Annotated in this window: 16 protein-coding genes; 3 read left to right on the forward strand and 13 right to left on the reverse strand. The window is 44.8% G+C overall.

Annotation, left to right across the window (positions count from 1 at the left end; all coding sequences use genetic code 11):
- Positions 1-15: 15 nt before the first annotated feature.
- From MD536_RS00125 to MD536_RS00150, 6 genes are all read right to left on the reverse strand, one after another.
- Positions 16-603 (reverse strand): DUF1349 domain-containing protein, encoded by a 588-nt coding sequence (locus tag MD536_RS00125; protein WP_239594662.1) that lies wholly within the window; start codon positions 601-603, stop codon positions 16-18.
- A gap of 48 nt (positions 604-651) precedes the next feature.
- On the reverse strand, positions 652-843 hold the full coding sequence (locus MD536_RS00130) for a hypothetical protein (RefSeq protein WP_239594663.1): 192 nt from the start codon (positions 841-843) through the stop codon (positions 652-654).
- Between the two features lie 27 nt (positions 844-870).
- Complete coding sequence (locus MD536_RS00135; RefSeq protein ID WP_239594664.1) at positions 871-1,881, reverse strand: hypothetical protein; 1,011 nt, start codon at positions 1,879-1,881, stop codon at positions 871-873.
- A 133-nt stretch (positions 1,882-2,014) separates the two neighbouring features.
- Positions 2,015-2,779 carry a LytR/AlgR family response regulator transcription factor gene (locus tag MD536_RS00140; RefSeq protein WP_239594665.1) on the reverse strand — a complete coding sequence of 255 codons (765 nt, stop codon included), beginning with the start codon at positions 2,777-2,779 and terminating at the stop codon, positions 2,015-2,017.
- Entirely contained in the window at positions 2,754-3,833 is a 1,080-nt protein-coding gene (locus MD536_RS00145; protein ID WP_239594666.1) for a sensor histidine kinase, read from the reverse strand. The genes MD536_RS00140 and MD536_RS00145 overlap by 26 nt, the downstream gene beginning before the upstream one ends.
- Positions 3,833-5,248 carry a S41 family peptidase gene (locus tag MD536_RS00150; protein WP_239594667.1) on the reverse strand — a complete coding sequence of 472 codons (1,416 nt, stop codon included), beginning with the start codon at positions 5,246-5,248 and terminating at the stop codon, positions 3,833-3,835. Before MD536_RS00150 ends, MD536_RS00145 begins: the two co-directional genes overlap by 1 nt.
- 132 nt (positions 5,249-5,380) lie before the next feature.
- On the opposite strand from MD536_RS00150, the gene MD536_RS00155 reads away from it, so the two are divergent.
- Both MD536_RS00155 and MD536_RS00160 read left to right on the forward strand, forming a co-directional pair.
- Positions 5,381-5,809 carry an RrF2 family transcriptional regulator gene (locus tag MD536_RS00155; protein ID WP_239594668.1) on the forward strand — a complete coding sequence of 143 codons (429 nt, stop codon included), beginning with the start codon at positions 5,381-5,383 and terminating at the stop codon, positions 5,807-5,809.
- A 21-nt stretch (positions 5,810-5,830) separates the two neighbouring features.
- The gene (locus MD536_RS00160) at positions 5,831-6,853 is read left to right on the forward strand and encodes a metal-dependent hydrolase (protein ID WP_239594669.1); all 1,023 of its coding nucleotides are present in this window, start codon (positions 5,831-5,833) and stop codon (positions 6,851-6,853) included.
- Between the two features lies 1 nt (position 6,854).
- On the opposite strand, the gene MD536_RS00165 is transcribed toward MD536_RS00160, so the two are convergent.
- From MD536_RS00165 to MD536_RS00185, 5 genes are all read right to left on the reverse strand, one after another.
- Positions 6,855-7,082 (reverse strand): YtxH domain-containing protein, encoded by a 228-nt coding sequence (locus MD536_RS00165; protein ID WP_239594670.1) that lies wholly within the window; start codon positions 7,080-7,082, stop codon positions 6,855-6,857.
- Positions 7,083-7,182: 100 nt separating this feature from the next.
- The gene (locus MD536_RS00170) at positions 7,183-8,172 is read right to left on the reverse strand and encodes an MlaD family protein (RefSeq protein WP_239594671.1); all 990 of its coding nucleotides are present in this window, start codon (positions 8,170-8,172) and stop codon (positions 7,183-7,185) included.
- Positions 8,173-8,183: 11 nt separating this feature from the next.
- The gene (locus MD536_RS00175; protein ID WP_239594672.1) at positions 8,184-8,912 is read right to left on the reverse strand and encodes an ABC transporter ATP-binding protein; all 729 of its coding nucleotides are present in this window, start codon (positions 8,910-8,912) and stop codon (positions 8,184-8,186) included.
- A gap of 21 nt (positions 8,913-8,933) precedes the next feature.
- Complete coding sequence (locus tag MD536_RS00180; RefSeq protein ID WP_239594673.1) at positions 8,934-9,704, reverse strand: MlaE family ABC transporter permease; 771 nt, start codon at positions 9,702-9,704, stop codon at positions 8,934-8,936.
- A gap of 26 nt (positions 9,705-9,730) precedes the next feature.
- A complete protein-coding gene (locus MD536_RS00185) occupies positions 9,731-11,386 on the reverse strand; it encodes a Na/Pi cotransporter family protein (protein ID WP_239594674.1) in 1,656 nt (551 codons plus the stop codon).
- 41 nt (positions 11,387-11,427) lie between these two features.
- Between MD536_RS00185 and MD536_RS00190 the strand changes: the two genes are divergently transcribed.
- Complete coding sequence (locus MD536_RS00190) at positions 11,428-12,606, forward strand: phospholipase D-like domain-containing protein (RefSeq protein ID WP_239594675.1); 1,179 nt, start codon at positions 11,428-11,430, stop codon at positions 12,604-12,606.
- Between the two features lie 2 nt (positions 12,607-12,608).
- Here the strand turns inward: MD536_RS00190 and MD536_RS00195 are convergent, their stop codons facing one another.
- Together MD536_RS00195 and MD536_RS00200 are read right to left on the reverse strand one after the other, a co-directional pair.
- The gene (locus MD536_RS00195) at positions 12,609-12,791 is read right to left on the reverse strand and encodes a hypothetical protein (protein ID WP_239594676.1); all 183 of its coding nucleotides are present in this window, start codon (positions 12,789-12,791) and stop codon (positions 12,609-12,611) included.
- Positions 12,792-12,801: 10 nt separating this feature from the next.
- Positions 12,802-14,196 carry an OprD family outer membrane porin gene (locus tag MD536_RS00200; RefSeq protein ID WP_239594677.1) on the reverse strand — a complete coding sequence of 465 codons (1,395 nt, stop codon included), beginning with the start codon at positions 14,194-14,196 and terminating at the stop codon, positions 12,802-12,804.
- Positions 14,197-14,306 lie beyond the last annotated feature (110 nt).

The raw sequence follows: 14,306 nt of genomic DNA on the forward strand, positions 1-14,306 counted from the left end.
AGTATTCCTGATTGACTAATATTTTGGCCAGCTACAGGACTCTATCTTGAATGCTGAAAAGGTTGCAGGAAATCCCGGACCAACCGGACTGCAGGCATATACTCCCACTCTAATCGTTGTTTGGATGGTATGCAGATGAAAAATCCGCATTTGTGTGAAGGTAATGCCATCTTTACTTTGTTCGATTAAAAAGTCGTTGCCCCTTCTGGATAGCCTGAAATGGATTGACTTTAATCCGGTAGGAATATCAGTTGTTGCCCAATCGGAATAACCAAGGTTGGTGACTACACTACCCAGTCTTGAGATGGATGCGTTCTCGAATTCAATGGATGCCTTGAACCAGTTTTCTTCGTCGTGGTATACCAGCACCCCGCATTGATCATACAGTTTATTGTACTGAAAGGCTGCTTTCACAGAAAAGCTGAAATCTTCCGCTGTTTCCGTAAGCAGGGCAGGGGCATTGTTTACCCGAAATCCATAATAGGTCCTTTGCCAGAAATCTGTTTTAGTAGTGGTATGAATGGATACACTCGTTTCCGTTAGTTCAAATCTATCCGGTTGATGTAACCATTGCCATTTAGTAAGGTCGATCTTGTTTGACATGCTACAAAGATGTTACTTTCTCACGTCTCACGTCTCACATCTGACGTCTCACCTCACACTCCGTACCTGCACCCTCACCCTGGGTGAATAAGTAACCGTTCCATCTTTCTGCACCTGTTTGATGCGGATGATCATTTGCTTCTGACCAGTTGGTACTGGTTCGGCAGTTTCTTTTGCGCAGGAACTGAGCAGGAATAAGGCACTAAGGAAGAATAGAGTTGTTGCTATAGTTGTTTTCATAACGGTCGGGCTTAAGGGAAGTCTTGATTAAAATCCTAAATGAACTTTCTGTTGATATCGTTTATCGCCTTTTTCTCCTCTGGCAGGTACGATTTCTATGGTGCGGAAATTGATATTGTCTTCGGATACTTGGATCTCATAACTTTCTGTTTCTTCGTTTTCGGGTGCAGTCCATTCCAACATAAATTGATTATTGGTTTGCGGGCGCGCCTGGAATTTTTCAAAGGAAACAGGTAGCAAATCCAGGCATGGATTATTGGCTGTTGGATTCATGTAAGCTCCTCCCCAGTTGGCATTGATAGCCGGACCCGTATAGTAAACCCCAATTGCATTACTGCTGGTTAACTGATGGCCTGTCCAGCCCGGATTTCTTCCATTGGCAAAACTCTGCGATACTACCAGGAAGCCATTGCCGGATACGGTATTGGGACTCCTTATGTCCAGGGTACTGGTACGTAGCTCACCGCATCCCGTAAAGGCCAGGTTGCCATTGTTGATCCGGCTGTTCTGGTTCGCAACCAGTAAGCCGGCTATTGTATTGGTTCCATTAAAAACAAAATTGTTAGCGTTGATGCGACCTCCGTCCAACACAGTGATACCTCCTGAATTAGAGGTAACTGTTCCTGAAACATCCAGCAAAGCATCATTTCCTACTTCAACCGGACCGGTGGATTGGGTAAAATTTCCATTAACCGTTACCGTTGCCTGGTTGATTCGCAAACTGGCACTTCCATGATTGATCACCAGGTTACCATTTACAATTAAACTGGCACCTGGCCTCAGGGTGATATTCCCATTGGCCGCAAGTCCCTGTGATTGGATGGTCAGGCTGGCATTTTCTTCTATCACCAGGTTGCCCCCCGCGAAATTGGTATTTCCGGTAAAGCGAACCGTACTATTTGCTGCAATGGTAAGGGTTTGATTCCAGCCGGTATTGGGATAGACCCCGCTGGTTAGGGTAGTATTGGAGCTGTACCAGGCTGCAACAGCCACGGACAACAGAAAAACAGCCAGAAGGGTAACGGTTAGCTTTTTCATGAGTTTTCTAAGGGTTGTACTTACGATCAGTAAGCAAAACTACCTAGATCTAACGGTATCCACCTAGTCTTAGTATAAGTGTTTTATTTATTTTAGATAAATCGACTTTTTTTCCCGTTGATTAGTGCGCCTGTCAAGCTCCCAGCCAGTTTTTAAAGTCCGTAACCCGCTCCCGGCTCACCAGCATTTCCTCCTCCAGCGGGATCTTTAATTCAAGTTTGATCTTTCCCTTAAACCAGGGATAGATCGTTTCAATGGCTCCAATATGTAAGATGGTTTGGCGGTTGATCCGGAAAAAATCTCCGGGCTCCAGCATGTTTTCCAGCTCATCCAGGGTGTAATCCACTACATATTTATTTTTGGTATAGGTATGCAGGTAAGTTAATTTCTGCTTCGATTCAAAGCAGGCAATCTCACTGGTTAATATGGTGAGGTACTGCTGCCCTTTTTTGACCAGGAACCTGTTCTTTACCTGGCTATCAGCCTGCAACTGGCTGAGGAGGCGACTCAATTTTTCAGTTGAAGGACTTACCTGCTGGTTGCCGTAAAGCTCGCGGTATTTTTCAAATGCCGCTTTCAATTCCTTTGGCTCAATCGGCTTTAACAGGTAGTCAATACTATTTACTTTAAAAGCTTTCAGGGTGTGTTCATCATAGGCTGTGGTGAAGATTACCGGTGCAGTTATTTTCACCTCCTGGAAGATCTCAAAACACTGACCATCTCCCAGCTCAATATCCATCAGGATCAAATCCGGTGCTTCATTTTCCTTCAGGAAAGATATTGTGGATGCCACACTGTTAGTCCGGCTCATGATTGATGCATTCGGCTCCAGTTCCTTCACCATTTTGGTAAGCTGACTCGCCAGCAAATTTTCATCTTCCACTATCAGCAAGCGCATAGTTTTCTTTTTTGATTAAAGGGATGGTTACCTTGAAATGCGAGGACGTTTCCTCCACCAGCACAGTTCCTTCATGTAGCAACTCATATTTTTTGCGCAAATTGGATAAGCCTATTTTTTCAGACCCGATCAGCACCTGCTTGGACTGGCGATTGTTCTCCATCACCAGTTTACCTTCTTCATTTGTATAGAGTTTCACCAGTAAGGGCTGATCGGGTAATATGCTGTTGTGTTTGATCACATTCTCCAGCAGTACCTGTAGCGTTAAAGGAGGTAACTGCCATTTGTGATAAGGTTCGGCAATATGAATCATCAGTTCTATACCATCTTCAAACCTGGTTTTCAGTAACCTAAAATACTGTTCCAGGAAATCCAGTTCCATGTTCAATGGCACTAAATGATTTTCATTGGCTTTTAATACATACCTGTATACAGAAGATAGCTGTCGAACGAATTCAACCGCCCGCTCCTGATCCTCAGTAATCAACGATGCCAGCGAGCCCAGGTTATTAAATAGAAAATGCGGATTGATCTGTGCTTTGAGTGATTCCAGTTGTATGGTCAGCGATGCGCGTTCCAATGCTTCCTTCTCTTCAAATGTGCGCTTCCATTCCCGGAAATAATAAAGACCTTCATAAATGCCCACCACAATCACCACATACAATAAAGCGATCAGGATATTGTAGAGATAACCTTCCGGCGGAAAGAGATAACCCCAGAACAGGGTCTTATCATAGAACCAGATATTCAGGTAACGCACCAATATGGTTACCAGCATACAGCCTATCAGAATACCAATTATGCGTTTAACACCATCTTTTCCTTCTGTATAGCGCTTATGAAAATAGCGTAATACCAACCGGTTGGTTTCCCAGAGCAGCACAGCTTCTGCCAGGCTGATCAGAAATATCTGCCAGTAACCAAATCGCTCTTCTTCAAAATGTTGTTCATTAAAAAAAATGATATGAGAAGTAAAGGCAATCAGCGGAATGCCGATAAAGCGGATCCAGTTATCTTTCAACCGGTAAGTTTTGGTATTTTTTTGTGTACGCATTAATGTGTTGTCTTAATCTTGTTCAGCACAAATGCTGCAACCGGATCTTTCTTGTTCAGGACATCCTTGATGGTTGTTGCTATTTTGAAATCAGGTACAACTCCTCTGCCATTCACGGGATCACTGTTCATATAAAAAGATGCCAGGGGTATACCCACTTGCAGTTTGGAATTAGGTAAGGTGAGCACAGCAAACAGTCCACTGTTGTTCACGTATCCATTGCCCCCTGTTTCTTCTCCAACAATGATGGCTCTTTTATTTTGTTTTACTACCGTGGCCAATTCGGAAGTTACTGAAAAGCTGCGACCATTAACCAACAGGTAAACAGTTCCGGTAAAGCGGTTTTCTTTTGCAGGTAGCTCTTTCAGATAGGTTTGCAGCGGCCAATAAAACTTTCCGTCTTTTTCCTGGATCAGGTTGCGGGCCTGGTGATAAAAGGGAGGCAACCAGGCATAGGGCTGAAAACTGAAACTGTCTTTTTTGTTGACCAGTATGCGATCGTAATATCGGAAATTGGTGTCTGCCAGGTAGGAGTAGAGATATCCGCCCCAGTCTTCAATACCGCCTTCATTATCCCGGCAGTCAATCACCAGGTTACTGGTTAGTTTAGTTTTTAATTCACTGAATACGCTGTCTGCAAATTTCTCAAAAGGATATTGTTGCTTATCCGCCATGAAACTGCGAATGGTTAACCAGGCAGTGCTGCCTTTCCACTCCAGTTCAAAGGGCTTTAGCCCACTTGCTTGTTGGTTGGCATTGGCCTGCTCAATAGTTTCAGAAGCAATCCCTTTCAGTGCAGCTGTGCGCTTTTTGCCCTTGTATTCATAGCTGATTGTATAAACCGGCGACTCGCCCAAAAATATTGCATACAAGGAATTGAAGGAGCGGTTAAGGGTTGCTGTTATACCTGTTTGCATGGTTCCATCCGCCGGCAGTAAGGAACTTAGTTTTTTTCTGATTTCCTGCATGGCAACCCCATTGATTCGGATGATACGCGCGCCGGCCGGGATGCCTGCTTCTGCACTATAACTTTCCAACACAAATACGTCCTGCTCTTCAAAATACAAACGAAGCGGAAAAGCGTGTGCAGCCGGGTATAAGAACTTTCCTTCCTGGTAGGCTGAAGGGAGGAGTTTGGTATGTCCGCAACTGATCTGCGCAATCAGCGACTGTAACCTCACTAAGAATTCTTTTTCTGTCAATGCTTCTTTCAGTTCGGTTTCTATAGAACGCACCAACTGCGTATAGGCGGACTTGTTAGTGTACCGAAAGAGTCCGGGATGCGCTTCCTGCAAAGCCTGATCTACCAGTGCCAAGTCTTCTTTCAATTGAGCCGGTGTCATTTTTTGCTGGGCCTGTAGCCCGGTACTGAGAAGGCAGCCAATCAAGAACTGCCAGATCATGGATAGGTTCATACATATAAGTTTGAGACCCAAAATTCATTGGCGGCAGGCGCCCCCACCAGCCAATTCTGCCGATCCCGCATTTTTTGTAGCTGAACCTGCTTTGGCTATGGATGAATCGGAAAAAAGCAGCAGTTTTGAGCCATGCTTAGCATTACCTGTAAAACCGGCATACGCGCAGTGCTTTTTCTGGCAACCAGACTCAAAACCGGGGATAAATTCTCCATCCAGGAAATTGCTTCCGGGGTGGAAGGCAATGAACATACCCTGGGAAAACTCCTGCAAATGCTGGTGAAAAAAGGAGTGATCAGTAGCAGCAAGGGGCCAACCGGTGGTTTCTTCATGACAGCTGAGCAGGTTCAGGCACCGCTATTGAATGTGGTATTGGCCCTGGATGGGGATGAACTCTTTACAGCATGCGGACTCGGATTACCGCATTGTTCAGCCTCCAAGCCCTGCCCCCTGCATGCTGCCTACGCGAAAGTGCGGGATAAGTTGGAGCAACTCTTTCGCACCAATTCTATTGAAGCGATTAGCAGGGATATTTCAAAGGGTGCCGCTTTTCTTTCTTAATTTTTCACCGGAAATTTCAGCATGGACTCCATCACACATTTCGCATTAGGTGCCTGTATCGGGGAAGCTTTCCTGGATAAAAAAATCGGAAAGAAAGCATTGCTCTGGGGCGGATTGGCGCAAAGCATTCCGGATGCGGATTTTGTGGCTGGTTTCTGGATGCCCCTTTCAGAGGAATTATTAGCGCACCGGGGCTTTACACATTCTATTTTATTCCTGGTATTGATAACGCCGCTTATGGCACTGCTGGGCAGGTCCCTGCACCGGGAGCTTCCTATTTCACTGAATCGCTGGATATTTTTTTTCGGAATCGAAATCATGGTGCATATTTTCCTGGATGGGTTCAACAACTATGGCACCGGCTGGCTCGAACCTTTTAGTCACTGCCGCTTTTCTTTCAATACCATCTATGTGGCAGATCCCTTCTTTTCTTTCTGGCCGGCCCTGGCTGCTGTTGCCCTGCTGTTCATTCCCATCATGAGTCCGAAGCGCCCTTTTTGGATTAAACTGGGTATTATACTGCCCATTGTTTACCTCGGTTATGCGACGCTGAATAAACTAAAGATTGATCGGGATACCCGTACTATTCTAGCGGAAAGAGAAATTCCCTATACCCGCTATTTTACAACCCCTGCTCCTTTGAATAACTGGCTATGGTATGTGGTGGCAGGAAATGATTCCGGTTATCATGTTGGATTCCGATCACTTTTTGATCCTCCCGGTACCCTGCATTTTGAATATTTTCCCCGGCAGGATGAATTGCTGGATACAATACGAGATCACCCCGAAGTAAAAGACCTCATCCGTTTTTCACAGGAATTTTACACAGTGGAAAAATATGGCGATAGCCTCGTGTTCAACGACCTGCGTTTTGGCCAGATCATCGGTTGGAAAGATCCCCGGGAGAAATTTGTCTTCCACTATTACCTGCAACATCCCCAAAGCAATGAATTGGTAGTACAGCGCGGCCGTTTCGCCAGGTGGGATAAAGAAATAGCCCTTGCTTTGTTAAGAAGGGCTATTGGAAAAGATGCGCGGGACTAGTTTAGCTTGAAAATTCTTCTACGCGGTCGCGGATGGAATTCCGCATACCTGCGAGCTTTTCTTTGCCCTGGTTCATTTTATCTTTAAGGGAGTCGGAGAGTTTCCTTCCGCCTTCAGCAATTTTGTTCCGGGTATTTTCGCCCTTATCAGGAGCAAACAGCACCCCTAATACTCCACCTACGATAATGCCTGTTGCCAATGCTGTCAAAATCTTGTTTGTGTTTGTCATAACGAATGGTTGTAGAATGAGGTAATCTTGTTTCATTATAAAGTTACCAAATACAGTGCCAGTATACCCTGATAGAAGTTGTTAAAATGTATGATAAAAATCAGTTGCTCTTCTCTTTGGTGGCCTTCTTCTCTTTCTTACGGAAGTATCCCCTGAACAGGAAATTATGTTGCAGGGCCGTCATGTTTTCATTGAAAGTGGCAGTGCTTTTTTCGATATTGCTCAGGCTGCGATGCAGGCTGCCCGTCATGCTGGTGTCTGATAAGATCGCATTAGCCGGACCTTTCCCTTCCTTGATTTCATTTTGTACCCCGGTGATCAGGTCATTTACTTTTTGTGTCATGGTAACAGTTTGCTGACTGGTTTGTTCCAACTGTGCCAGAGTTCTTTCCAGTTGCCCACTCATCACGGTATCATAGATCAGGTGTTGTACCAGTCCGCGCTCCTGTTTCAAATCATGAATTACCTGGTTCAATTCTTCAGTCAGTTGCCGCGTTGAAACAGATGCCTGCTCAATATTTCCCAGGCTGGTTTTGATGGATACAGCAAGGCTGCTGTCCTCCAGCAATGTCCAGAGCGCACTGCTATTATTAAAACGGGTGATGGTTTGCACCAATTCGGATGATAATACAGCAGCATTCTGATTGGTAACAGAAAGTGTTTCCAGAATTGCATCCGTATCCGTGGTTTTTTTTGTGGCGATTTCATCTCCTTCCTGGATGGGTTCGGCTACTCCAATGCCTGGTACCAGGTTCACCACCCGGTTTCCGATCAATCCTTCGGTACCTATGGAGGCGAGGGCATTTTTCAGGATATGTTTGGAAGCTTCCTTATCAATTAATAATTCAAATTCTATGGTGGTATCGTTGATCAGCTTCACTGATTTCACTGTACCAGCCTGAATGCCTGCATACCGTACATTGTTTCCGGGAACCACGCCACCTGCATGGCGGAAATAAGTTTTAACCTGGATGGAAGAACGAAAGAGTTGTTGATTTCTGCCAATCAGATAGAGCGACAACACCAGGAAGAGTAATCCGCTGATGGTGAAGATTCCAAGTTTGACCAGGTTGGTTCTTTTGTTCTGCATGGGTTCTTGACTTATTCAAAATACGGTAAAATAACCGGATCCGTAGATGCTTTTAATTGATCAAATTCTCCATCTGCATAAGCAATGCCATCTACCAGCAGGATCACCCGGTCGGCAGTGCGCTGGATACAATTCATATCATGTGAAATGGTGATCGAGGAAGTATTGTATTTTTTTTGTAACTCATTCATAAGTTCGCTGATCTCCTTAGAAGTGATGGGATCCAGGCCTGTAGTAGGTTCATCATACAGGATGATTTGCGGCTTCAGGATCAGTGTTCGCGCCAGCGCAATTCGCTTTCTCATACCACCTGATAATTCCGCGGGCATTAAATCTACTGTATGCGCGAGGCCTACATTCTCGAGCGATTCCATTACCAGATCCCCGGTTTCTTTGTTGCTGATTTCCATCCAGTGCCTGCGTAGAGGAAACTCCAGGTTCTCGCGTACTGTCATAGAATCATAGAGGGCATTGGATTGAAAAAGGAAGCCAATTTTCACCCTGAGGTGATCCAGTTCATCCTGGTTGAGAGATCTGATTGATTGACCCAAAACATTGATTTCGCCTTCATCCTGTTGCATCAGTCCGATGATACATTTGATCAGCACCGATTTGCCACTGCCGGATTTTCCCAAAACCGCCAGGTTTTCTCCCCTTTTTAGCTCCAGATTAAATCCTTTCAGCACATGGTTGCTCCCAAAGCTTTTATAAAGATCCTGTATGATGATTGCTGCTTCCATGTTTGAGATAGGTTGTCACTTTTAATTGAGTCCGAGTATATCTGTTACCTGCACGGCAATCAAATCGAGAATGAATACCATCAGGCTCCCCAACACTACCGAACTGTTTGCGCTATGTCCAACTCCTTCAGTGCCTTTACTGGAATTAAATCCTTTGAAACAACCGATGATGCCAATTGCAAATCCAAAGAAAAAAGATTTTACAAAGGCAGGTATCACGTCTCCGAAACTAAGATTATCAAACACCTGCGTGTAGTAGAGACTGAAACTGGTAGTGGCTTTTATGTTTACACCAAGATAGGCTCCGTATAAGGAAATGGCATCCCCTAATAATACCAGGACCGGTAACATCAGGGTGCTTGCCAGTACACGTGTTACCACGAGGTATTTGAAGGGATTGGTACCACTTACTTCCATAGCATCGATCTGCTCTGTTACTTTCATGCTACCCAGTTCTGCGCCAATGCTGCTACCAATTTTACCTGCAAAAATGAGGGCGGTTATAACCGGACCGATTTCCCTTATGATGGCAATGCCTACCATGGCAGGTAATTCACTCTCCACACCATAGTCAATTAAGGAGGGGCGTAATTGCATAGTGAGTACAAGGCCCATGATAAAACCAGTGAGGCCCACCAGGGGCAGCGATTTGTATCCGATCATATAACACTGATGAATAAACGCAGCCCATTCGTACCGGGGACGAAATACTTCCCGGAAAAATCTGCCCGTGAATTGTGCAATAGCTCCGGCTTCTTCCAGGAATTTTTTGGTATTGGGGGGGAGTCTCATGATTGGGTGATCAAAAATTACAAAACTTATCGGATAAAGCCCGGTAATTCGCGCAGGCGGCTTGCATCTGGAGGGTTCAGCATCAGTTCCGATACTGCCAGCAGCAGTGATTTTTTCGCCGTATACAGCTCCCTGTTATAGTTAACAAGGGTAGATAGTTCGATATCTGTTAATTCCTGGCTCCGGTTTTTACCATAGAGCTCCATAATAGAATGTTGGTATTGCTCAGCCAGTTCCGTAAATGCTTTCTTCAGCTCTTCACTGCTGGCTGGTTTTTCTCCCGTTAGAAAAGGAGCTAGTTCCAGTAGGAATTCTCCCATGCGCTGCCTGCTCATCTGGTAATAACCAAATTTACTATCGTTGGAAGAATTGCGCAGCTGTTCTGCATCCAGCCTTGCATCTTTCAGGCTTTTCGCTCCATACATGCCATTGCGGAGTGCAGCAACTAACTGGTCCAGTAAAACGGTATCCTCTTTCTCTGTAATGGCTGCCTGCAGTTGTACATAGTACTGCTGGATATCACCGTGTACATCTTTCAGGTAATCGTACCGGTCATCAGGATTGGCAAATTGATGGCTGGGTTTCCAGACTGTTACCGGTAACTGAAAGTTTTTGATGCCAATTGCCTCCACTGCATACTGGATGGTATGATACATAAAATGTTTGATCTCTTCCTGTGTGGCCAGTAATGCCAGTTCCGTTTCTTTAATAGATACTTTGTGGATGAAACTGGTATCCTGCTGGTTGTTGCTGTAGAGGTTTTGTAGGAATCGGCCAAAGAGCTGCAGGAAAGGAAAAAACAGGAGGATGCCTAATAAATTCACGAGGGTCTGGAAAAAAGCAAGGGAGGTAAGCTCATCTTTAACACCAATCCAGTGCTGAATGATATGTAGCAAGGGACTGATAGCAGCAAAAGCCAGTATGGAGGAGATCGTATTGAATAAAAAATTTCCAAGTGCCACACGTTTTTTATCAACCAGTTTACCCTGTGCAAGAATCAGCAGTTTGGATGTGGTGCCAATTTCTGCTCCCAATACAATAGCGGCTGCAGCTTCCAGGCTGATACCACCGGCATGCAGCACCGAAAGTGTTAATGCAATCGTGGCTGAACTGGCCTGCACAATGGTAGTGATCACTGCACCCAATAAGAGAAATACAATCAGTGGAAAGCGATTGAACTGCAGCAGATCAATATGTTCAAGGCTGGAGGCAACGCCGGTTTGCATGAAGTACAATCCCAGCAGCAGGAATCCAAATCCCAATAGAAATTGTATCCAGGAATAAAATCGGTTGTGCGGTGAGAGCATGGTCCAGATTAATCCCGCGATTCCGGTAAGTGGCCATGCCAATGCTTCTATATTCAATTTGAATCCAACCAATGCAATGATCCAACTGGTAAAAGTGGTACCGAGGTTGGAACCCAGCATCAGGGCGAGTGCATTTTCCATTTGTAACACTTTCGCCCCCACGAAAGCAAGTACCATGATATTCACTACCGAACTGCTTTGCAGGAGAGCAGTAACCAATGCGCCGCCGAGTATACCTTTTACTTTATTGCTGGTTTGTTTTTTCAGGAACAGTTTGAACGATCGGCCGGCAATTCTTTTCAAGGCATCTTCCAGCCAATGCATGCCGATGATGAAAATCACAACTCCTGCTAATAATTCCCAAACCTGGTTCATACTTCAATAGCTATGCCTAAATGTACTATATTAACAGTAGGATGAAAAAGCCGAATCCATTAAAAGGGTATACCTCACGCAACCGGGTTGAACTGGTTCGGGGTGGGAAAGCTTATTTTGAAAACCTGATTCGTTTGCTGGATGAAGCAACCCATTCCATCCATTTCCAAATGTATATTCTCGATGAAGATGAAACCGGCGGTGAAGTGCTGGAGCATCTTTGCCTGGCTGCAGAGAGAGGCGTAAAGGTATACATGTTGGTCGATGGTTATGCTTCTTTGCACCTGACCAAAAAACGAATCCGGGCAATCCGGGGTCGCGGTGTGCATTTCAGGTGGTTTGAACCATTGCTAAGAGCCCGCAAGTTTTATTTCGGTCGCCGCCTGCATCAGAAAGTATGTGTAGTGGATGCAGATACTGCATTGGTAGGAGGGGTGAATGTGAGTAACCGATACAATGATTTACCTGGACAATCAGCCTGGCTCGATTGGGCGGTGCTGGTAGAAGGGGAAGCCGCGGAGAAATTATACCAGGTATGCCTGGAACTCTGGAACAAGGCAGGCTGGGGTAAATCCAAACCGATTCAATTCAGATTACCACATCATAGAAAACCATTGCCGGAGGAGAACTGCCTGGTTCGGGTGCGGCGGCAGGACTGGGTACGCTTTCGCATAGAGATATCCAATAGTTACCTGCATATGATGCAGGATGCGAAAAAAGAAGTCTACATGTTATCAAGTTATTTCCTGCCCGGTCGGCAAATGCGGAAGGCAATGGAAAACGCTGTCAAACGGGGAGTAAAAATTTATGTAATTGCAGCAGGGAAATCGGATGTATGGATGGCCAAAGAGGCCGAACGTTATCTCTACAGATGGTTGTTGAAAAATAAGATCTCCTTATTCGAATACCAGTCGAATGTTTTGCATGGCAAGATCAGTTGTGCAGATGAAAAATGGGCTACGGTAGGTTCCTTTAATATCAACTTTATCAGTGCTTATGCCAGCATAGAACTCAACCTGGAAGTACTGGATGAAAAATTTACGGCACATGTAAAACAGGAGTTACTTGAAATCATTCAGCAGGAATCAGTTCCGGTTACGGAATCTGAAGCGCAACAGAAATATGGTTGGGCAGCACGTGCCTGGCAGAAGATCTGTTATACCAGTATTCGCCTGATTTTTGTTTTGTTTACCTTTTACTTTAAACAGCGGCGCAACTGAATTTACAATTCACATTGATCATCAATACACCTGCGCGGACGAATAAATCCGGTTATAAAAGTAATGCCGCCAAAAATATACATTGGCCAGGCATCTTTATAAAAGAATGCGATACCGATAAAGAGTCCGCCTAAGCCAAATCGAAGGATGCGGTGAAACCAGACTGGATTGATTTTCTCTAACATGATGACGGATTTAAAAAGTATAGTTTAAGATAAGATTGTAATTCGACATATTGACCTTGTTCACGAGGTATTTAGCTGCATAGGATTCATTGCCCAATACAGATTTGTGAACATATAAAAACTGAATATCCATTCCTTTCAGGAAAGCCTGGAAATCGTATTTCCAGCTTAGGTTGAGTTGCTGATACGAGGGAGTTGCATATTTATTGAATGCAGCATGCTGCACATCCGGAAGGTAATAATGTCCATACCCGAGAAAGAGTTTGGAATGCAGTTTTTCTAGCTTATAATTAGCTTTAAGTGCAATTGCGTTGACATCTGCATACCCATCGTTTCGTTCTCTCTGCAGAAAAGTATAAAAAGGATCCTTACCCCATTCACGTGGCATCAGGTACCGGCCGTCTTTGGTGATGCGGGTATAATTCAGGGAGATATTCCAGGGTTGATGCTCAATACCAATACTGCCACCCAGAACAAGTGATTTCCCACCTTTTGTAAAATAGGTTTTGGATGGATCTTCATTCCCTCCATCATTAATCGCATCCTGGCGGATCAGTTGCAAGCCGGCTGTCAGGTTGTTTTGATTCCCGATTGGTTTTCGAAAATCAGCCTGTATCATCGCTGTATTAAAAATATTTTCTACAAACTGGTTCCATACCTGGATACTAAGGGTAGGGTGTACTTGTTGCTGGATGCTGGTTACCACAACACCCTTGCTTTTGAGTGCGTCTTTGTAGTTGGAAGGTTTGCCATCCGGACCAATACCTGCAGGATACACACCAATCGATTCGCCAATGGAAAACCATCGTACGGTGCTCCTGGGAGAGATCTGCCAGAGATAAGCAGCTTGTAAGGCAGTATTTTTTCCGGGTTTCCAATGTACTTGCAAACCATCAATGCCGGTTGCTCTCATCCTGCCATCCTGCTGGTTGATAAAAGGCATATCGGGTAATTGTTTTCCGATAGTTGCTTTGAATGTTTTGTATTTGTATTGCAGATACAATTCTTCGAGGCGATTGATATCATTTTTGTTGGAAACATCCTGGATATCAAACAGCCCGATTTCATAACGATTAGCAGCATTGGTCAGGGGATCCGGTTTGGCCAGGTTGGAGGAAGCGAGATCATAAATGAAATAACCTCCGATGCCCATTGTGAATCCATGAAAGGAGCCTGTTTTGTACCGCAATCCACCTCCAATGGCAGTAGCTGCATAATCCCGGATGCCGGTTGCATTATCAGTTGCCATTGTAAAGAGACGTGCATGGCCATTGATAGTGCCTGATTTGAACACATGCAAGAGGGAACTGGTATCCCTGGTGCTTTCCGGTTCAGGCAGGTTTTGGGCGCTTGCTGCGCTGATCAGGGTTACTTGTACTAGAAGTATGAATAGAATCCGGTTCATATTGTGGTGCAAAACTGGAAAAAGAGGGGCAGCATTTCTGTGATAAGCATCACGTTGTGGGAATGGGCCGGAACAAAAAAGGACTATTTTTGTTAAAATTGGAAAAGCAG

Origin of the sequence: Flavihumibacter cheonanensis, from assembly GCF_022352215.1 — a bacterium.
Taxonomy (GTDB): Bacteria; Bacteroidota; Bacteroidia; order Chitinophagales; family Chitinophagaceae; genus Flavihumibacter; species Flavihumibacter cheonanensis.

Coding starts and splice junctions, on each gene's coding strand:
- MD536_RS00125 (WP_239594662.1), bottom strand. CDS start 603: ATGTCAAACAAGATCGACCTTACTAAATGGCAATGGTTACATCAACCG.
- MD536_RS00130 (WP_239594663.1), bottom strand. CDS start 843: ATGAAAACAACTATAGCAACAACTCTATTCTTCCTTAGTGCCTTATTC.
- MD536_RS00135 (WP_239594664.1), bottom strand. CDS start 1,881: ATGAAAAAGCTAACCGTTACCCTTCTGGCTGTTTTTCTGTTGTCCGTG.
- MD536_RS00140 (WP_239594665.1), bottom strand. CDS start 2,779: ATGCGCTTGCTGATAGTGGAAGATGAAAATTTGCTGGCGAGTCAGCTT.
- MD536_RS00145 (WP_239594666.1), bottom strand. CDS start 3,833: ATGCGTACACAAAAAAATACCAAAACTTACCGGTTGAAAGATAACTGG.
- MD536_RS00150 (WP_239594667.1), bottom strand. CDS start 5,248: ATGAACCTATCCATGATCTGGCAGTTCTTGATTGGCTGCCTTCTCAGT.
- MD536_RS00155 (WP_239594668.1), top strand. CDS start 5,381: ATGCTTAGCATTACCTGTAAAACCGGCATACGCGCAGTGCTTTTTCTG.
- MD536_RS00160 (WP_239594669.1), top strand. CDS start 5,831: ATGGACTCCATCACACATTTCGCATTAGGTGCCTGTATCGGGGAAGCT.
- MD536_RS00165 (WP_239594670.1), bottom strand. CDS start 7,082: ATGACAAACACAAACAAGATTTTGACAGCATTGGCAACAGGCATTATC.
- MD536_RS00170 (WP_239594671.1), bottom strand. CDS start 8,172: ATGCAGAACAAAAGAACCAACCTGGTCAAACTTGGAATCTTCACCATC.
- MD536_RS00175 (WP_239594672.1), bottom strand. CDS start 8,912: ATGGAAGCAGCAATCATCATACAGGATCTTTATAAAAGCTTTGGGAGC.
- MD536_RS00180 (WP_239594673.1), bottom strand. CDS start 9,704: ATGAGACTCCCCCCCAATACCAAAAAATTCCTGGAAGAAGCCGGAGCT.
- MD536_RS00185 (WP_239594674.1), bottom strand. CDS start 11,386: ATGAACCAGGTTTGGGAATTATTAGCAGGAGTTGTGATTTTCATCATC.
- MD536_RS00190 (WP_239594675.1), top strand. CDS start 11,428: ATGAAAAAGCCGAATCCATTAAAAGGGTATACCTCACGCAACCGGGTT.
- MD536_RS00195 (WP_239594676.1), bottom strand. CDS start 12,791: ATGTTAGAGAAAATCAATCCAGTCTGGTTTCACCGCATCCTTCGATTT.
- MD536_RS00200 (WP_239594677.1), bottom strand. CDS start 14,196: ATGAACCGGATTCTATTCATACTTCTAGTACAAGTAACCCTGATCAGC.